Source organism: Pedobacter nyackensis (assembly GCF_032678475.1).
Taxonomy (GTDB): Bacteria; Bacteroidota; Bacteroidia; order Sphingobacteriales; family Sphingobacteriaceae; genus Pedobacter; species Pedobacter nyackensis_A.
Window position 1 is genome coordinate 435,454 of the sequence record NZ_JAVTSF010000003.1, and the last position, 20,201, is coordinate 455,654.

Annotated in this window: 15 protein-coding genes; 11 read left to right on the top strand and 4 right to left on the bottom strand. The window is 39.2% G+C overall.

The window, feature by feature from the left end; genetic code table 11:
• Positions 1 to 38: 38 nt before the first annotated feature.
• Together R2Q84_RS12915 and R2Q84_RS12920 are read left to right on the top strand one after the other, a co-directional pair.
• A complete protein-coding gene (locus R2Q84_RS12915) occupies positions 39 to 1,073 on the top strand; it encodes a sensor histidine kinase (protein WP_316816964.1) in 1,035 nt (344 codons plus the stop codon).
• Positions 1,070 to 1,825 carry a LytTR family DNA-binding domain-containing protein gene (locus R2Q84_RS12920; RefSeq protein WP_316816965.1) on the top strand — a complete coding sequence of 252 codons (756 nt, stop codon included), beginning with the start codon at positions 1,070 to 1,072 and terminating at the stop codon, positions 1,823 to 1,825. Before R2Q84_RS12915 ends, R2Q84_RS12920 begins: the two co-directional genes overlap by 4 nt.
• Here the strand turns inward: R2Q84_RS12920 and R2Q84_RS12925 are convergent, their stop codons facing one another.
• The 4 genes from R2Q84_RS12925 to R2Q84_RS12940 all read right to left on the bottom strand — a co-directional run bounded on the left by R2Q84_RS12925 (position 1,826) and on the right by R2Q84_RS12940 (position 6,273).
• Positions 1,826 to 2,572 carry a lysophospholipid acyltransferase family protein gene (locus R2Q84_RS12925; RefSeq protein ID WP_316816966.1) on the bottom strand — a complete coding sequence of 249 codons (747 nt, stop codon included), beginning with the start codon at positions 2,570 to 2,572 and terminating at the stop codon, positions 1,826 to 1,828.
• 25 nt (positions 2,573 to 2,597) lie between these two features.
• Positions 2,598 to 3,152, bottom strand: a complete 555-nt coding sequence (locus R2Q84_RS12930) for an NUDIX hydrolase (protein ID WP_316817181.1) — start codon at positions 3,150 to 3,152, stop codon at positions 2,598 to 2,600.
• Positions 3,153 to 3,190: 38 nt separating this feature from the next.
• On the bottom strand, positions 3,191 to 5,686 hold the full coding sequence (locus R2Q84_RS12935) for an outer membrane beta-barrel family protein (protein WP_316816967.1): 2,496 nt from the start codon (positions 5,684 to 5,686) through the stop codon (positions 3,191 to 3,193).
• Positions 5,687 to 5,991: 305 nt separating this feature from the next.
• Positions 5,992 to 6,273, bottom strand: a complete 282-nt coding sequence (locus R2Q84_RS12940; protein WP_316816968.1) for an ATP-dependent Clp protease adaptor ClpS — start codon at positions 6,271 to 6,273, stop codon at positions 5,992 to 5,994.
• A gap of 80 nt (positions 6,274 to 6,353) precedes the next feature.
• Here R2Q84_RS12940 and R2Q84_RS12945 point away from each other — a divergent pair, with 80 nt between their 5' ends.
• From R2Q84_RS12945 to R2Q84_RS12985, 9 genes are all read left to right on the top strand, one after another.
• Positions 6,354 to 7,400: a beta-ketoacyl-ACP synthase III gene (locus tag R2Q84_RS12945; protein WP_316816969.1), complete on the top strand. Its 1,047-nt coding sequence runs from the start codon at positions 6,354 to 6,356 to the stop codon at positions 7,398 to 7,400.
• Positions 7,401 to 7,477: 77 nt separating this feature from the next.
• The gene (locus tag R2Q84_RS12950) at positions 7,478 to 8,047 is read left to right on the top strand and encodes an RNA polymerase sigma-70 factor (RefSeq protein WP_316816970.1); all 570 of its coding nucleotides are present in this window, start codon (positions 7,478 to 7,480) and stop codon (positions 8,045 to 8,047) included.
• 80 nt (positions 8,048 to 8,127) lie between these two features.
• Entirely contained in the window at positions 8,128 to 9,267 is a 1,140-nt protein-coding gene (locus R2Q84_RS12955) for a FecR family protein (RefSeq protein WP_316816971.1), read from the top strand.
• A 290-nt stretch (positions 9,268 to 9,557) separates the two neighbouring features.
• Positions 9,558 to 12,977, top strand: a complete 3,420-nt coding sequence (locus tag R2Q84_RS12960) for a SusC/RagA family TonB-linked outer membrane protein (protein ID WP_316816972.1) — start codon at positions 9,558 to 9,560, stop codon at positions 12,975 to 12,977.
• A 10-nt stretch (positions 12,978 to 12,987) separates the two neighbouring features.
• Positions 12,988 to 14,463, top strand: a complete 1,476-nt coding sequence (locus tag R2Q84_RS12965) for a RagB/SusD family nutrient uptake outer membrane protein (RefSeq protein WP_316816973.1) — start codon at positions 12,988 to 12,990, stop codon at positions 14,461 to 14,463.
• Between the two features lie 15 nt (positions 14,464 to 14,478).
• On the top strand, positions 14,479 to 15,213 hold the full coding sequence (locus R2Q84_RS12970) for a DUF4843 domain-containing protein (RefSeq protein WP_316816974.1): 735 nt from the start codon (positions 14,479 to 14,481) through the stop codon (positions 15,211 to 15,213).
• 2 nt (positions 15,214 to 15,215) lie between these two features.
• The gene (locus tag R2Q84_RS12975; protein ID WP_316816975.1) at positions 15,216 to 16,757 is read left to right on the top strand and encodes a PKD-like family lipoprotein; all 1,542 of its coding nucleotides are present in this window, start codon (positions 15,216 to 15,218) and stop codon (positions 16,755 to 16,757) included.
• Between the two features lie 148 nt (positions 16,758 to 16,905).
• Positions 16,906 to 19,170, top strand: a complete 2,265-nt coding sequence (locus R2Q84_RS12980; RefSeq protein WP_316816976.1) for a Gldg family protein — start codon at positions 16,906 to 16,908, stop codon at positions 19,168 to 19,170.
• Positions 19,171 to 19,259: 89 nt separating this feature from the next.
• The gene (locus tag R2Q84_RS12985; protein ID WP_316816977.1) at positions 19,260 to 20,192 is read left to right on the top strand and encodes an ABC transporter ATP-binding protein; all 933 of its coding nucleotides are present in this window, start codon (positions 19,260 to 19,262) and stop codon (positions 20,190 to 20,192) included.
• The last annotated feature ends 9 nt before the right edge of the window (positions 20,193 to 20,201 follow it).

Below are 20,201 nucleotides of genomic sequence, written 5' to 3' on the forward strand. Positions count from 1 at the left end.
TAATTAGATTTGTGTAATTTGATGAATAATTTTTTTGTATGAAAAATAAAGGCCCTTTAGCTGTACACCTTTTGTTCTGGATGCTGATCCTGGCTGTGCTCCTTTGGGATACCTTTAGCAGTAATCAGCGCCCTACCTTATATGAGGTGGCCGTAAAGTTTGGTTATTTTGCTATCATAAACCTCTCCATTTTTTATATCAATTATACCCTGCTCATTCCTATACTGGTAAAGCAAAAGAAAAAATATGGCCTCTATATGGTCTCGATATTTATGCTGATCGCCATTATGGTCATCATAAAAACCGTAGTCGCCAGTTTAAATACTGATTTCTTTTTAACTTATTTAAATGAAGATAATGGTAAAATAGAGTACCTGGAGCTTACGAAATACGTAGTTTTTGCCATTTTTGTTTCGGGTTTTTTTGTTGTTGTTTCCGCTTTATTAAAGTTTGCGATAGATTGGTTTGGTAGTGAACGTATCCAGCGCGACCTCGTTAGCGAAAAAAGAGAGATGGAACTGCAGTTCTTAAAATCGCAGCTTAACCCGCATTTCCTGTTCAATTCCTTAAACAATATCTATTCGCTGGCGTATCAAAAATCAGATAAAACTGCAGATGCCATTTTAAAGTTGTCGGAGATTATGCGTTACATGATTTATGAAAGTAACGATAGCTGGGTTTCATTAAGTAAAGAGATCGACTATGTGCAGAGTTATATTGAACTGCAAAAGTTGAGGTTTAAAGATGGTGCAGCGGTAGAACTAACCTTAAATGGAGAGATAGATGATCAACAAGTTGTACCTTTGATCCTGATCTCTTTTGTAGAAAATGCCTTTAAGCATGGGGTGGCAAATGATCCCAACGATCCGATAAGGATCAATATTATTGCTAATCAGAAAATACTGCATTTTAGCGTGACCAATAAAAAGAATAAATACAACAAGGATATAATGGGTGGGGTAGGGTTAAACAACGTAGAGCGGCGCTTACAGCTGCTTTATCCCGAACGGTATAAATTAAATATCGTAAATTCGGCTACTCATTATACTACCGAACTAATGCTTGACATATGACAAAGTTAAAATGTATTGCCGTTGATGATGAACCATTGGCATTGGATATTATAGAGGATTATGTTTCTAAAGTTCCCTTTCTGGAACTTGTAAAGCGTACGGAGAATGCAATCGAAGCCTTGCAAATGGTACAAGAGGGGGGGATTGATCTCGTATTTCTGGACATACAGATGCCCGAACTTACCGGAATACAGTTTTTAAAGATTGCCAATGGAAAGGCTGATTATATTTTGACAACTGCTTATTCTCAATATGCGCTGGAAAGTTATGATCTGAATGTGTCAGATTATTTGTTGAAGCCAATTGCTTTTGACCGCTTTTACAAGGCTGTTGAAAAAGTACATAACCGTTTAAAAATGCAGGTGCCAACCGAGATTCCTCCCATACAGCCTTTATTTGCAGCGGCACCTGTTAAGCCTGTGGCCGCGCCAGTCCAGGATTTTATTTTTGTTAAAACAGAGCACAAAATCCAGAAAATTGAATTGGATGACATCCTTTATATCGAAGGATTGAAAGACTATATCTCCATTTTTACTAAAACAGAGCGCGTCATTACTTTGCAGAATATGAAAAAGATGGAGGAAACCCTACCTAAGGATCAGTTCATCAGGGTTCATAAATCATACATCATCGCGCTGGATAAGATTGAAAGTATTGAGCGGAGTAGGATTTCCATCTGTAGCAAGATTATTCCTATAGGCGATACCTATAGAGATGAATTCTTTAAGCATATCGACAATAAGAATATCTGATCAGACTGGCTTTACCTGGTTTAACTTTACCCTGATTGCATTTTCGGCTTCCAGTACAATTTGTTCTGGATTCTTGTCTGCTATGTTTAAGGGAGGTAGAACAGTCCATCTTAACTTCTCGCCAACACTCAAAGGGTACATGCCATACTGTACCAGTTTCCATGAGTTTTCAATGGCAACAGGAACAATCAGTGCATTTGGTACCACTTTTAAAAGTGTGGCAATACCCCCAACCTGGAAAGCCTTCATCTGACCGTCTTTGGCCCTTGTGCCTTCGGCAAATATCATGGCCGACCAATTGTTCTCTTTCATACGGCGGCCCAGTTTAATTAGCTCGGATACTGCTTGCTTGCTGTCTTTGCGATTTATATTTGCACCGCCACCATATTTAAGATTGTAAGAGATAGAAGGTATACCCTTTGTCAGTTCAATTTTAGAAATGAATTTTACATGGAATTTCCGAAGAAACCAGATTAAGGCCGGAATATCGTACATGCTCTGGTGGTTGGCTACAAAGATAATTGGCCTGTCAGTTGGCAACTGTTGCTCGTTTACAAAAGTAACAGAACTACCTAGTAACAGGTCGCAATAGGTCAGGAAAAAGTTAAGCGTATCCACGGAAGTTTTATGTGCTTTGTAGCCTAAAACTCTGTAGCAAAACCATTGTATAGGATGAAAGATAACCAATGACAGTCCAAAGCAGATATAAAAAAGCGGACTGAGGATATATCCAAGAAACTTGTTCATAGTGTGTATGTACCGTAGTTGAAAATTATACGTGCCCTTCGAGGATCAATATTTTAGTTTTTAAAATGGCAGCAACACTCATGCTGTCTGTAATTTCGCCGTTAACAACCATCTGGTATGCTTGGTCGAAAGGAAGTTTGCGCAAAGTAAGTTGTTCTGTTTCTTCCGGAGATGATTCACCCTGGGTTAAATCTCTGGCCATGTAAATAATAGCCAGTTCATTGCTTACAGAATTTGACAGGTGCATACGTTGCATTTCAACCCATTCATTTGCGCTAAGGCCAGTTTCTTCCAGCAGTTCACGTTGTGCACTTTCCAGCGGATCGGATTCCAGAGGGCCACCACCTTCAGGAATTTCCCAGCTATAAGCTTTTAAAGGGAAACGGTATTGTCCAACCAGCCAGGTATTATGGTCTTCATCCAAAACCATAATTCCAATGGCATAGTTCTTAAAATGTACTTCGCCGTATATACCTTTGCCACCCGAAGGGTTGATCACATTGTGCTCAGTTACCCCTATCCACTTATTTTCGTAGACTTTATGGCTGTCAATAGTTACCCAAGGATTATGCTCTACCATGGGCGCAATATACAAAATTCTGATTTTAGCGTAGCTATTTAAAATGATCCCTCATCAGAGCGTATTTCCTGCTGATCTTGTTTTTTTGGTTTCTTCATGAAGGTTGTCTTTCCAAAACGATAAGAAAATGTCAGGTTTCCTACAGGGCCTAATCTTCTTCTTTGAAATTCTGTTTTGGTATAGTCATCTTCAAAATCCATGCTCCATTTACGCGTGTTGAAGATATCTCTTACGTTAAAGCTCAATGACGCTTGTTTACCGAGAAAATCATATTTCGCTCCGGCATCGGTCGACCAGTTGGCATTTCTTCTGCCTTGTGCCATCACCTGATCAGACTCGTATTCAGTCTTCACCTGTAGGGTAATGCTATATGGAAGAACAAAGTTGTTGGTTACATTGGTATTCCAGTTAAAGCCGGAGTTGCCTTTAATACCATAAGCCGGGGCAGCAGCAATATCACTATGGTATAGATTTACATTGGCAGTGAAATTCCAGGCTTTAAGCACGTCAACTTTACTTATAAATTCAAAACCGCTGGATATGTCTCTTGTTAAATTATAAGGAGTCGTAATCGTAATCCCATCCGAATCAGGGGCAGATCTCACTCTTTGAATCAGATCGTTTGTACGGCGCATGTACGCGGATGAAATCAATGTTACTTTAGGCCAGAACTTGCTGTAGCTTAATTCAAAAGAATGTACGTCTTCAGGAAGCAGGTTCGGGTTACCACGGCGCCAGTTTAATATATTGGAATAGTCTGTAAATGGATTGGTGTCCCACGGTCTCGGTCTGTTCACCCTTCTCGAGTAATTTAACTGTATTTGTTGTTCGCCTTTAAACTTCTGGGTGAGGTAAACACTCGGATATAAACGCTGGTAGTCAATTTTACCAGGCGTAAAAGTTACATTTCCGGCGTTGTCAAATCCTCCCGATCGGGTGTTCAATAGTGCGTCTTCACCTCTTAATCCGATCTGGTACCCAAAATTTTTATATTGGTTCTGATAGTTTAAGTATAAGGCATGAACCTGATCTTTACTATCGAAAAGATTAGATAGGGCATAATCCTGGTCAAACATGCTTGTACTGTTGTTAAACTTCAAAGCTTGTGTATTGTTGTCCGAGTAGCGAATCTGACTACGGTATCCGGTCTCAATTTTACCAAATTTGCCCATAGGAAGGGTATAGTCGGCCTGGATATTATAATTGCTGTTGTCGCCATTGTTTATATTTCTCAACAACTCCAATTGCTCAGAGACAGGGACTCCGGCACGACTATAAACGGCTGTGTTGAACTCCTGAAATCTATCATTGTCTCCGGTAGAATAACCGAAGTTGAAAGTTAACTCTTCTCCTTGCTTCTGAAACTTATGGCTGTAATCGAAGTTTAGGTCATAACTGTTTCCAGAGCCAGTGCCGTTGTTGTTTCTGGAGCTAAAATCCAGCGGATTTCTTCCTTCACCATACTTGTAAATCATGGTCAGGTCACCATCTTTCTGATTTCTTTTGTTGAAACCTCCGGATAAGCTTAGAATGTCTTTGCTGGTCAGATAATAATCGATACCAGCCTTCGCATTGTGACTTTTATCTAAACCTGTAGATGTCATTGTTTGATCAGCAAAAGTCAGGCCTGTCACTGGATCGGGGGTTTTATAAAGAATATTATTAAATCCACTTCCGGGACGGTTGCCATAACGGTAACCGTAATTTCCATAGAGGTTAATTTTATTATTCTGGAAACTTAAGCTGGCGTTCCCATTGTAATTATCCCTGTTGCCGGCTGTTAATCCAATATTGCCATTTAAGCCCAGTTTCTTGTTTCTTTTTAGTACAATATTGATGATTCCTGATTGTCCTTCGGCGTCATATTTTGCGGAAGGGTTGGTGATCACCTCTACACTTTCAATAGAACTTGCTGGTATAGATTGCAGGATCTGTGCAATGTCGCCTCCCGCAATTAATGAAGGTTTGCCATCTATCAGGACTTTCACCCCTGTAGATCCTCTCAAACTTACGTTCCCGTCAACATCAGTTTGTATGGAAGGAACATTCTGCAGCAGGTCGGATGCCGAACCTCCTTCTGAAACCAGACTCTGGTCTACTGAAAATACCTTTTTATCAATACCCAGCTGCATGGTGCTTTTCTGAGCCGTAATGGCTACTTCTTTTAATGCCGTACCTCTAGCGGCTTTCATTTTAACGGTGCCGAGGTTAATGCTGTTTTGTGCATCAGAGATGGAAACTGAGTCCCTAACCATCGTTTGGTAGCCAACAAAACTAACTTTAAAAGTAAATACGCCCTTCGGCAAACCAGTTACGATCAGGTTTCCGTTTAAATCAGCCTGCATACCTTTTACAACAGCCTTTGTTTTTCTGTCCATAACAATTGCAGAGGCAAAGGGAATGGTTTCATTGCTTTGCGCATCCACAACCTTTGCAGTTATTTTCCCGTCGCCGGAAGTTTGTGCATTGGTTTTTATATATAATGTATTGAAGGTGAGTGTTAAAAGTAGAATTTTGTAGGCGTGGTTAATCATTAAAGTGGTTCTATTTATGTGTGTTTGTGTATGATGGACAAATAAACGACAAGGAAGTTTAAAAAGCGTGGCGTAACTATTTTATTACAGGGGCATAACAAAAGGGTAGAAGCGGCATGTAGACTAATATTTACTCCATAAATAAACTGTAATTAGTCAATATTATATCCATATTTTTATGGTAAAACATGGACTTGACATGGAGATACCATGGACTTACTATGGACTCACTATTTTTTTAAATACTCAGAATATGCTTTCTTTTATAGTTTGCCTCGAATAATTGGTGTTCTTATTTGTATGGTTTATTCGACTGACACGGTAAGTCCTTCTTGTTTCAGGATTTTACGGTAGATTTCCATTTCTGTGAAGGATCCTTCCAGAACGGCACATTTCCCTTTGTTGTGTACTTCCCATGCGATTTTCTCTGCCTGGGATTCAGAGTAGTCCAGATATTGCATCATGCAGTGGATTACATGATCAAAAGTATTCACATCATCATTCCAAAGTATTAAACGATGAACAGTTTTTAACGAAGTCAGTATTTCTTCTAGTGTAAATGTTTCCTCTTTTGTTTCTGTTGACATCTTACAAATTTAAGCTAATTTCAAAATAATGTTGTAGTTAAAGTTATTTTTGCTTAAAATTATTTATAAAGCCAAATATTATGCAGCGTTCAAAGATTGCCGGGATTGGGTATTACGTTCCTAAAAATATTTACACGAATAGTGATTTGTCGCGTTTCATGGAAACCAGTGATGAATGGATACAGGAACGTACTGGAATTAAAGAACGGCGTTTTGCTGACAGGTTGGAAGAAACCACTACAACAATGGGGATTGAAGCAGCCAAAATTGCAATTGAACGAGCAGGAATTACCGCCCAGGATGTTGATTTTATAATTTTTGCAACGCTTAGTCCTGATTATTATTTTCCGGGTTGTGGAGTGCTATTGCAAAGAGAAATGAAGATGAAAGAAATTGGTGCATTGGATATTCGTAATCAATGTTCCGGTTTTGTTTATGCTTTGTCTATTGCTGATCAGTTTATTAAAACTGGCATGTATAAAAATATATTGGTTGTTGGCAGCGAGAAACATTCTTTTGCGATGGACTTTGATACCCGTAGCCGCAATGTCTCCGTGATATTCGGAGATGGTGCCGGTGCGGTGGTTTTGCAGCCTGCACAAAAGGAAGGACAGGGCATATTGAGCACGCATTTACATAGTGATGGTGCTGATGCCGAATTGCTGGCGATGTATTATCCGGGTTCAAGCGCGAATAAATGGTTGAAAGATAAGCCGGGATATCCTGATCAGGAGCTTGGTGGTTTGTTTATGACTGCCGAACAATTGGAAGGTGGTGCGGCTTTGCCGTATATGGACGGACCTGCGGTGTTTAAGAAAGCCGTAGTAAAATTTCCGGAGGTGATCAACGAGGCTTTAAAGGCTAATGATCTAAAAGCTGAAGATATTGATCTGCTGGTTCCACATCAGGCCAATTTACGGATCAGTCAGTATGTGCAGCAGTTGTTGGGATTGCCGGATGATAAGGTGTTTAATAATATTCAGAAATATGGGAATACTACTGCCGCTTCTGTACCAATAGCACTTTGTGAAGCCTGGGAAGCAGGTAAAATCAAGGATGGCGATCTGGTCTGTCTGGCAGCTTTTGGTTCCGGGTTTACCTGGGGCAGTGCTTTAATCAGGTGGTAATGCATAGGAAGTGAGATATAAACACTAATTTTATACCCATAAACAGAAAAGATAATTTTTTTCAGGTATAATTAGTTATGAGTTTATATGGTAAGCTTTCTGATATTGAATTGCTGGACAAACTTAAGTCTGGAGATTCGTTAGCGCTTACTGAAATTCATTCCCGTTACTATGCAGTTTTATATGCTCATGCTTATAAAAGATTTCCGTATCGGGAAGAGGTTAGGGATATATTGCAGGAACTTTTCGCTTATTTGTGGGATAATCGTGATCGTATTGAATTGACTGCTGGAGTTCCCGCCTACCTGTATACAGCGGTAAGAAACCGCCTGCTTAAATTATACCGACATCAGAAAGTTCGGGGACAATACGTGGATTCATTACAGGATTTTATAGATCAGGGAGAAGACACGACATACGAACAGATTCATGAGAAGGAATTAATGGATTTCATAGAACGTGAAATCGCATCGTTACCCCCGCAGATGCGATTGATTTTTGAACTTAGCCGGAATCAAAACCTTAGTCATAACGAAATTGCCGAAAAGCTTGGTCTTAGTCCCCATACGGTACGAACACAGGTACGTAGTGCATTGCGTATTTTACGGATAAAACTGGGTGCAAATATCTTTTTACTGTTTTTTTAATTTTTTTTTAAATCCGTATACCCTATACCCGATCATGAAGGGTCATTAGTGTATAGGAGCAAAAAAGCTATACTTTTAGATTGAAAAACGCAGAAGAATTACTTGATAAATATAATGCCGGACTAGCGAATGCAGAGGAATCTGCTATTGTAGAAAGATGGTATGTGAATGCAGATGCTGCAGGCGCTTTGCCAGACATGCAGGATATTCTGGACGATCAATTGGAAAGTAGAAAAAAGCTGCAATTCTATATGCAACCGAAACAGAAGTTTAGGTTGTGGACAGTAATTTCTTCGGCAGCTGCTGTTTTAGTTATTGCAGGGGTATCTATGTTTTATTTCTCTAATCAGGATAAGGGCCGCCAATTGGCTTCCGTAGCTCAGACTGATGTTGCTCCGGGTGGAAACAAAGCCATACTTACACTGGCGGATGGAAAACAAATAACATTAAGTGATGCCGGCAACGGCACGGTGGCAGAACAGTCTGGTATAGCAATCACCAAAACAAAAGACGGTCAGCTGATTTACCGGGTAGCAGAGAATAGGCAATCTTCATCTGTGGAGCGTCCGAAAGAGGATGTTTACAATACTATTTCTACCCCTGCAGGAGGCCAATATCAGATTATTTTGCCTGATGGGACTAAAGTTTGGCTTAATTCGCTTTCATCATTAAAGTATTCAATCAATCTAGGTAAAGACAAACAACGTAACGTAGCATTGAAGGGAGAGGGATATTTTGAAGTGGCTCATGATGGCCAGAGGCCATTTTTAGTAAAAACAGATCAGCAAAATGTTGAGGTGTTGGGAACACATTTTAATGTCAATAATTATCACGATGAAGATGTTCCTTCAACAACACTCTTACAGGGGAGCGTTAAGGTTTATAACAACAAGTATAGTCGTGTCATTAAGCCTGGTCAGCAGGCGCAGTTTGAATCTACAGGGCAGATTAAAATCGTTCCGGTAAATACAGAACAGATAGTAGCCTGGAAAAATGGTGTATTTAGTTTTAAAAGGGCCGGAGTTGAGACTGTAATGCGACAAATTGCCCGATGGTATAACATTGAAGTCATTTATGAAGGAGAAGTTCCGGAGATTTCATTTACCGGGAAAATTTATAGAAATGTTAGCCTGCAGGAAGCCCTGAAAAGTATCGGATACATTGGTGTGCGGTATAGCGTAGAGAATAAAAAAGTAATTATAAACCCTGAAAAACAATAATATATCAATCAACTAACCACAACTTAACCAATTCAACTATGATCAAAAATCTACGACAGCAGTATTAAAATCTACCTGGGTTGACCATAAAAAAAACGGAGGTGCGCTAACACCTCCGCATAATTTTTATTGGGTTAACCCTTCTGTATTGGCGAGAGCCTAACAGATAAATAATTTGCGATTACTTTCTTGTTTTTAACCCAACATTTACAAATGTAATGAATTTTAGTTCCAATACTAAGGGCATCCCGCTATGCGTCGATTTGCCGCTAAAACAACTCTTCCAGGTTATGAAGTTAACAACGATAATTTTATTAATATCCCTGGTGCAGGTCAGCGCCAAGGGGTATAGTCAGATTACGCTCAACGAAAAAAATGCACCTCTGACCAAGGTGCTGGAGTCTATTGAAAAACAGTCGGGATATGTTTTTTTATATAATGAAAGCAATTTTCCTGGCAATAGCTTCAACATCATTACGAAAAATGCAACAATTACCGAAGTATTGAATAAATACTTTAAGCCGTTTGGTATTTCCTATCAAATTATTGGCAAAAACATCACCTTAAAGCAGGAAGGTGATGTTGTTATTACAATGGAGCCTGTTCGTAATAGGGGAATGATAAATATTCAAGGAACTGTGACAGATTCCCTTGGAAAGCCCATACCAGGTGTAACCGTTAAAATGGTTTCTAATACGATGACTTTTAAGATGAAAAAAGCAAATGCAAAAGAGCCAGCTGATAATCCGCTTTTAGAAACCAAAGAACTTGTAACCGTTACCAATAGGGAAGGTAAATATGCTTTGTCTAATGTTGATGATCAGGGCACGATCAGCTTTTCTTCACTTGGTTACATTACGCAAAGTGTACCTGTGTCCGGTAGGAAAATCATCAACGTAGTAATGCGACAGGAGGTGAAAGGATTAGATGAGGTGGTTATCAATACAGGTATCTATACCCGTACAGCCAATAGTTTTACCGGATCTACTATGGTAATTAAAGGTGAGGATTTAAAAAAAGTGGGTAATGCAAATTTCTTTCAGGCGCTTAAAAATATTTCTCCTTCTATGGTGCTTGATAATTTTACCCTGGGCTCCAGTCCTAATGCATTACCAGATATACAATTAAGAGGAACATCTACGTTTCCAGCTGACGATAATTCCGCTGAAGGCCTGAAAGGAAAGTACGAACGTAATCCAAACCAGCCATTGTTTATACTTGACGGATTCGAAGCCAGTATAGAAAGGATCTTCGATTTAGATATGAATAGAATTGAAAGCGTTACTATTCTTAAAGATGCTGCGTCGAAAGCTATATATGGTTCAAAAGCCGCAAATGGAGTTGTAGTTATTGAAACTAAAAAGTTAACATCAGCCAAACCCCTGGTAACTTATAATTCAAGTTTGGATCTCGATCTGCCGGACTTAAGAAGTTATAATTTAACGAATTCTCTACAAAAACTGGAAGCAGAAAGGATTGATGGGTTTTATATACCTTCAACAAAAGCCTCAGCTGACGAAAATATAGCGTTGCAGCAATTGTATAATGGAAGAAGGAAATTGGCACTGGAAGGTCTGGATACCTATTGGCTGGCGAAGCCTCTACAAAATGGTGTAGGTCAAAAGCATACAATTTCTGTTGAACTTGGGGGATCTGGCCTGAATATCATGGCCGATGCATCATATAGAGATGTTAAAGGTGTAATGATTGGCTCAGGTAGAAAAAATATATCGGGAAATATCATGACTGCTTATCGTCTGAACAACTTTATGTTCAGAAATATCATGAGTGCAAATAAAAACAATACACAGGAATCTCCCTACGGAACTTTTAGTGAATACGCTCAAATGAATCCATATTGGAGGGCCGAGAATGTTGACGGAACCATTCCTTTCTATGCAGAGTTTTTAGATGCTAATAATAAATTTGTAAACCCATTATTTAATTCAACGTTAAATTCAAAGATTGCGACTAGTTATTTTAATTTCACGAACAACTTTTATTTGGAATGGTCGCCACTTCCAGGTTTAAGAGCGACCACGCGTTTGGGAGTTGACATTAAAAATAGTGATGCTGACGAGTTTTATCCTTCGAGCCATACGAGGTTTGTTGACTTTACCACCGATGAAGAATTGCAACGCAAAGGGTCTTATCAGGTAAACAACGGGAAAGGTCAGACACTATCTGGCGATTTGAACGTAAATTATGGGAAAACAATTGATAAGCATGTCCTGTTTGGCAATATTGGGTTTAACATTAGTGAATTCAATTATAATGAAGTTGTCCATAAAGCAGAGGGGTTTCCCACCGACAGAGCCAGTAACATCCTTTTCGCAAGGGGGTATGCCTTAGATTCAAGACCTGGTGGTAATTCCGCCATTAATAGAGAACTTGGCTTTTTGGGCGCATTTTCTTATATGTATGACAATAGGTTTCTTTCAGACCTGACGCTCAGAACAAGTGCATCTTCCCAGTTTGGTGCGGACAAAAGATGGGCTCCTTTCTGGAGTTTTGGATTGGGCTGGAACCTGCATAATGAAAAGTTCCTGAAAAACTTTAATGCATTGAAGCAATTAAAAATTAGAGGATCGATCGGTTCCACAGGTAACTCCAACTTCCTGAACAACCAGGCTGTTGCCACTTACTCTTATTATCAGGAATCATCGTATCAAGGTTTCCCGGGTTCTTATCTCGTTAATCTGGCGAATTCAAGCTTACAGTGGGAATCAAAATTTGATTATAATGCCGGTTTAGACGCAAATATCGATCGGTTAACGCTGAGATTTGATTATTACAAAAGCTTTACCGAAAATCTAATTACAAATGTTAGTGTACCTAACTCAACAGGTTTTAACAGTGTTAAAGACAATTTAGGAAAAGTAGAGAATAAAGGATTTGAGATTTATGGCTCATATTTGTTATTCTCTGATAGAGGTAATTTTTTAACATTAAATGCCAGTGTTGAACACAACAAAAATAGAATTGTTGAATTGTCAAACGCGATGAAGGCCTTTAATGCTACAATGGATAAAATCGCTGCGGACCAGGGTAATAGTAGACCTGTGAAAAAGTATTTAGACGGTATGTCGATGAATGCGATCTGGGCTGTGCCTTCTTTAGGTATCGATCCTTCGACAGGAAATGAGATCTATTTAGACCGTAATGGAAATACTACGTTCATCTGGAATGCCAATGATATGATAGCTCAAGGTAATTCATTACCTGATTATCAGGGAACATTAGGTATTTCGGGAGAATATAAAGGCGTTGGTCTTAGTTTAACTGCAAGATACTTGGGGGGTGGACAAATGTATAATCAGACACTTGTGGACCGTGTAGAAAATGTAGATATGGCCTATAATGTGGATGAAAGGGTGATTACTGGCCGTTGGACAACACCTGGGCAGAATGCACTATTCAAGCGTCTGGGAACTTATTCTGTTCAAAATGAAGATGGCGGAAATGAAAGTTTTGATGAGAAAACACGGGCAACAACGCGTTTTATCCAAGATAGAAATGAGATCACTTTGTCGGCGCTAAATGTTTATTACCTGTTTAACAAGCGGATTACAGATAAGCTTGGTATAAAACGCTTAAAAGTTGGTTTCAATATGAATGAACTGACTACTTTCTCTTCCATAAGGATTGAAAGAGGAACCAGTTATCCATTCGCCAGGACCCTGTCATTCAATTTATCTGCAACATTTTAATTCCATTATCATGACTTCAAAATTGAAAAATATAACTTTAGCATTACTGCTCGTTTTTAGTATAAGCTCCTGTAAAAAAGGGTGGCTTGATGTAAATTCTGGGAATGAAATTGAGTCGGATGACCAATTCTCCTCAGAAAGTGGTTTTAAAGATGCTCTAATGGGTGTCTATATTGGAATGACAGATCCTGCCCTTTATTCGAAGGACATGACTTGGGGTCTGGTTGATATCTTATCGAACCAATATCGACCGCTTATAGGTAACTCACAATATGCGGATATTTATGCCCATTCTTATAAAACAATCAAAGCTGCTTCGCGCATGGATGCGATGTGGAATAAATCGTACAATACCATTTCTAATGTTAATAATGCATTAGCTAACATAGATAAGAATAAAAGTATACTAAACCCTATAAATTATGCCATCATAAAAGGAGAGCTATTGGGCTTGCGTGCATTTTTGCATTTCGATCTGATGCGTGTATATGGTTATGGAAATATTGCTAATCGCCCTGAAGTGACCACTAAATTGGCCATTCCGTATGTTGCTGAATTTAAGAAAGAGGTTACTCCACAGTTGTCTTATGCACAGACATTCGAGCTTTTAAATAAAGACATTAATGAGGCGCTTGTTTTGTTAAAAGAAGATCCGATTTATAACAACCCTAAAAAGCCAACATCTTATTACGCTAATGTAAACCGTGAAGGCTTTTATAACAAAAGAGAACAACGGTTAAATTATTATGCAGTCAAAGCTTTGCAGGCCAGAGTTCTGTTGTGGCAAGGTGGGGCAAACCTGGCAAAAGCTGCTTTGGCCGCCGAAGAAGTAATTAAAGATGGGCCTGTAAAACTGATCAGCTCACCTTCATTGGTTACAGCTAACCCTTCTTTATATCCCGAGCATTTGTTCAGTCTGAATGTGACGAATTTTCTCCCTATAATAAATTACTATCTTAATGCTGGTGATGCAGCTAATCTCAATGCATTGTATCTGACAAATGCATATGCACAGAATACTTATGAAACTTCTAATGCCAGTATCGGCTTGTCAGATTTCAGGTACAACACACAATTGTCTGCCCAAACATTGGGAATGGTCTCGGTAAAGCATTTTCAGTTTACTTCGGCTAGTAACTTCCGCAATACAATGCCTTTAATGAAGATTCCAGAAATGTATTATATCGCTGCGGAGTATTATGCAACAACTAATACAACAAAGGCCATTGAGTTTTTAAATACAGTAAGGGAAAACAGGGGGATCGTTCAGGACATTCCTGCCGGCGCCAGTCCGGATGTAATAAAAGCGGAACTGGACAAAGAATATCAGAAGGAATATATTATGGAAGGGCAGTTGTTTTTTTATTATAAAAGACTTGGTAAACGAACGTTTCCCGGTCTTGCCAGTACCGTAGTAGCAGATGACGGGATTTACCTGCTTCCATATCCTGCAACTGAAATAGAATTTGGTAACAGAGTACAATAACTAAAATTAACAATTATGAAGACGATGAAATATATAATTTATACAGTTATAGCAGGAGTGACAATGCTGCAATTTTCGTGTAAGAAAGATGAAATATCTTCTTTTAGCGCAAGTCCGGCTGTAAACTTCACTACAAAAGCTGTCGACTATTCCTTTTTGGGAAATCCATCTGGGGAATTCGTCCAGGAAATTGAAGTAAGAATTGTTGGAGATGTTGCTGATCACGACAGGGTCTTCACAGCAGAGGTGGTGAATGACACGATTACTACCGCAAAACCTACACAATACCGTATTTTAGGTGGTCTTGTCAAAGCTAACCAGTTTACGGGTAAGTTATCTGTCGCATTGCTTAAGTCTGATGAACTAAATACCACTAAAGTAAACCTTAAATTGAGGCTTACAGATTCAGAAGAATTAAAAGCCGGAAATGTTGAATCCCGGGAGTTTGTAGTTGGATGGACTAATCAGATCGTGTTACCAAGCTGGACTTACTATAGGGTTTTCTTTTCTTCTGCTTCAAGCAATAAAGCCTACCAATTGATTGTGCAAATAACCGGACTTAAAACAATAACCGCTGCTGAATACAGGGCGATGGGACAGATTGCTGCGGAAACACAGGGGACCAAATTTGGAGATTATGTTAAACAATGGAATTTGGACCATCCTAATGACCACCTGAAGCATGATACCGGTGCATCAGCAGGACAAGATATCGTACCTCTTTATTACACAAAATCTAAATATGACTAATCATGAACTGTAGAAAATTAATAAATATATTTTTATTCATTATAGGAGTAACAGCATTTTTCGCTTGTAAAAAAGATTTGAGTACACTTGATCTTAACAAGATTAAAGGAGTAACTTTAGATACCACGGGGACGGGGATTCTAAATGTTTTACAGTTTGAACACCTCGTCTTAAAACCTAAAGTAATTACAGGTATTGATCCGCAGAACCTTGCGTATGAATGGAGGATTAATTCTAGTCCATCCGATACCATTTACCTTAAATTGAGCAATACCAAAGATCTTGATGCTGAAATCAGTTTTACACCAACCCGGTCAGGAGCATATCACCAGTTGGTTTATACGATAACTGATAAAAGCAACGGATTAAAATATATGACTTCCTGGAAGGTTGCGGTTAAAAATAGTATCGGAGAAGGTTTGGTCGTTGCAGAAACTTCAGATGGGATTAATACAGACCTCAGCCATATTATGCATCCACTTGTTACAAGAGAGTTTACAGGTGAAAGTGTTAAACATAATATTTATTCGGGTATCAATGGCAGTACGATTCCTGGTATCGTAAAACAAATGCGGTTCAATTCGGATATTTTGGGTTTGTTTGGAATTACTGACAATAGCATATTTAAAGTAAACACTCTGGACTATAAACTTGGTGGTAAGAATGAAGAGTTATTTTTTAGTCATGCCGGAGCATTTGCACCGCAATCGTTAGGCGCGCTTTACCAAAGTGATGTATACATTGAAAATGGAAAAATGTATGCAAACTATATGGCTGTTGCAAAAAAGTGGGGTGTACCATTAGACAGTAAGTTTAATGTGCCTGGAATTGTGGCACTTAACGGCTACGATAATTTAACGAGTGACTTAGAAACGGTATTAAATTTCTACGATGAAATAAACGGTAAGTTTGTTTACCTGATGACTGTAGGAAATTTTGGTGATAGAAATATGTATGCCTATCCATCTAATCCCGCGCAGGTATTTAACCCGGGGAATTTGCCGGGTAAGATCAATGTAGCCGCTTCTATCGGAGTAGATGAAGACTATGTACATTTGCTTAAAGACAAGGTGAGTGGCAAATTGTCTTTATATGCTTTTGCCAAAGCAATTGATAATTATCCTGACCCTTTGACACCTCCATCACCAAAGGCAGTATATGATTTATCTAATGCTCCTGAAATAGGCGAGGCAATTAAATTTGTACTTTACAATGGCCAAAGAGTAATGTATTATGCAACTTCAAAAAAAATATATGTTGTGTTATTTGGTGGGGCTAGCCCAATTTTTGAGGAACGTTATACGGTACCAGCAGGTGAACAGATCACTACGCTACAAATGTTTCAGCAAAGTGACTATCCTTATTCTTACGGTCCATTTATCAGTACCAATAACAATCAGCTTATTTTATCTACTTATTCCGGAACTGAAGGTAAAGTTCATATCCTCCCGATAAAAAGTGTGGGTTCCGGAACATTAGACCTTCCAAACATTAAAACCTTTACCGGCTTTGGTAAAATAACCGCAATCACCTCTCAAAAGTAAATCAATATGAAGGGTACTCCAGTTTGGTGGAATGCCCTTCATATTATATCCGACACACTTATTTAACAACAAGAATATCATGTTGCTTACATCCTTATTGCTAGTTTTTACAAAAGTCGGCAATGATACAGCAATCAAAAACTGACAAATGAAGAAAATACTCAAAATAGCCCGTTTAGAGCTTAGTATACTATTTTATTCCCCGATTGCATGGCTGATACTTATCATTTTTATCATTCAAAGCGGCATCACCTTTACTTCCATGCTCAATATTGCTGAAACAAAACAACAGCTTGGACAGACCCCAGAATTTTTAACTGCCGAAATTTTTGCTGGTCTTGATGGTTTTTTCGCCGCTGTACAGAAGAAGCTGTATTTATACATCCCGTTACTAACAATGGGGTTGATGAGCCGTGAAATCAGTAGCGGATCTATTAAGCTATTGCTATCATCCCCGCTTACCAATGCACAGATTATCTTAGGGAAATTTGTCGCTATGATGGGCTATGGTGCTTTGCTTATGCTGGTCCTTTTAGGCATAACGCTGTCAAGCGTTTTTGCCATTGAGCATCTTGACATTATGCATGTGCTGGGAGGAATTTTAGGATTGTATCTGCTCATGTGCGCCTACGCTGCAATTGGTATTTTTATGTCCTCTCTAACGGCTTACCAGGTCGTTGCCGCAATCAGCACACTGGCAGTTTTGGCCGCGTTGAATTTTGTTGGAAGCGTTGGACAGGCTTACGATTTTGTAAGGGACATTACCTATTGGATTTCTATATCCGGAAGGGCAGACAACTTTATCAATGGAATGATTGGTAGCAATGATGTGATGTACTTCCTGCTGGTGATTACGGCCTTTCTCACATTGAGCATTATGCGGTTAAATGCCGGCCGGGAAATCAGAAGTCAGGCGGCTACGGCCAGCAGATACGCAGTGGTGATTGCTGTCATATTGATGATCGGTTATGTAACTTCTTTACCCTTCTTTATTGGCTATTATGATACAACAAGATCAAAGACCAATACCTTAACTGATGAGAGCCTTGCGCTGATTAAACAACTGGATAAGCCACTAAGCATTACTACTTATCCAAACGTATTGGGTGCCTATGTAAATATTGGGGCACCAAAAATGAGGAATTTCGAATTAAGAGCTTTTGAAAAGTACAGACGCTTTTTGCCTGGTTTGAAGTTTAATTATGTGCCTTATTATGATACGACAATTTATGTACGTGATAAAACAAAGCCACTGGTAGATCAGGCACTTCGCGCTGCTACGGCGCATGGTTATGACTTTGATAAGTTATTGAGTCCCGAAGAGATCAAAAAAGTAATTGACCTCTCTCCGGAAGAAAACTTCTTTGTCCGCACGGTGAACTATGATGGCAAACATACTTTTTTACGAATGTATTTTGACATGGTCGCTTATCCTGAAGAGGCAGAAATCTCTGCTGCTTTGAAAAGGTTCCTGGTAAGACCTCCGGTGGTTGGGGTTTTGAACCAGAATGATGAGCGTAGTATTGACAAGACAGGCGATAAGGCTTATAAAAGCATATTGAATACCATGACAACCCGTAGTTCACTAATCAATCAGGGCTTTGACATGAAAAGGATTGACTTATCGTCCCCGGAAGCGATTCCTGCGGATCTGGCTGTCCTGATTATTGCAGATCCTAAAACACCTTATACAGCTGCAAATCTTGAAAAGATTGGAGCATATATTCATGATGGAGGGAATGTGTTAATCGCGGCTGACCCCGGCAGACAACAAGCCTTAAACGGTTTATTGAAACCGTTAGGTGTGGAACTGATGCCAGGTGCTTTATTACAGGAAAGCAAAGATTTGGATGTTAACCTGATCCAGACGAAATTAACACCTGAATCAGCGGCATTAAAGTTTAATTATGCTAAAAAATGCGTAGTTAATATGCCCGGTGCAATTGGGATCCGGTATCAACCTGTTCAGGAATATACTTATCTGCCGCTACTCTCCACTGACGCGCAATTTACATGGAACAAAGTAGGTGTGTTTGACGATTCTGGGGTTAAAATTCCTTTTAATCCTGCCGTAGATCGTAAAGCCAGTATACCTACAATGTTGGCGGTGACCAGAAAATTATCTGGAAAGGAACAAAAAATCATCATTTCCGGTGATGCCGATTTTATGAGCAATGCAGGAATTTCAAAATCGGATGAAGTGATTGTAAATGCAGGTTTTACCACAAATCTGTTTAAATGGTTCAGTAATGGTGAGTTTCCAATTGAAACTGTTCGCCCAAAATCAACAGACAACCATATCCTGTTTTCACGTGAGCAGATCTCTTGGCTTAAAATTATATTCTTAGGAATCTTACCCGCCGGACTGGCCCTGTCAGCAGCCTACATTTTAATTAAACGTAAAAGAAAATAAAAATCAGGTTGCATAATTAGCACGATCATCATTCTGAATTCATTTCAGAATCTCGCACGGACTATTTACAACCTACAGATAAAATATATATGAAGCAAAGCATCGCTAAAATAGCAAACCTTTCACACCGTTACAGCAGGGATTGGGCCATTAAAGACATTAGTTTTGAAGTTACTGAAAAAGGAATTTTAGGTTTACTGGGATCTAATGGCGCAGGTAAATCAACCACAATGAATATCCTTTGCGGGGTAATCAACCAAACAGAAGGAGACGTATTTATTGATGGCATTAACGTGCGTAATAATCCTGTTGAGGCTAAAAAGTTGATTGGGTTCCTACCGCAAAAAGCACCCCTGCACCTGGAGCTAACCGTAGATGAGTACCTTACCCATTGTGCATACATGCGCTCTATACCTGCCGCCGAAATAAAAAACAGTCTTGAAGTTGCCAAAGCTAAATGCGGTATTTCTCATTTTAGCAAAAGAGTATTGAGCAACCTTTCGGGCGGCTATCAGCAAAGGGTAGGGATCGCACAGGCGATTATCCATAATCCGAAATTGGTGGTATTGGATGAGCCTACCAATGGATTGGACCCCAACCAGATTCTCGAGGTAAGAAAGTTAATTAAAGAGATTGCCCAGGACAGATCAGTGATCCTTTCCACTCACATTTTATCGGAAGTTCAGGCGACGTGTGATAACATCATCATGATAGAGCATGGCCATATTGTATTTGCCGATACCATGCACGCCTTCAACAATTATATAGAACCAAATTCATTGATTCTGATATTGGACAATATGCCTGAAATCGAAGAGTTGGAAGCTATAGAAGGAGTTACCAAGGCGGAGTTATTACACAGCAATCAATTTAGGTTGCACTTTAATAGCGGCCCCGCAATAACCAAAACCATCATTAGTACATGTATCGCTAAAAACTGGGCTTTGGCAGAAATATATCTTGAGAAGAGTTCATTGGATGGCATTTTCGCCCAGTTGTCTAAGAAAACGGCTAAAATTTAATCAAATCAG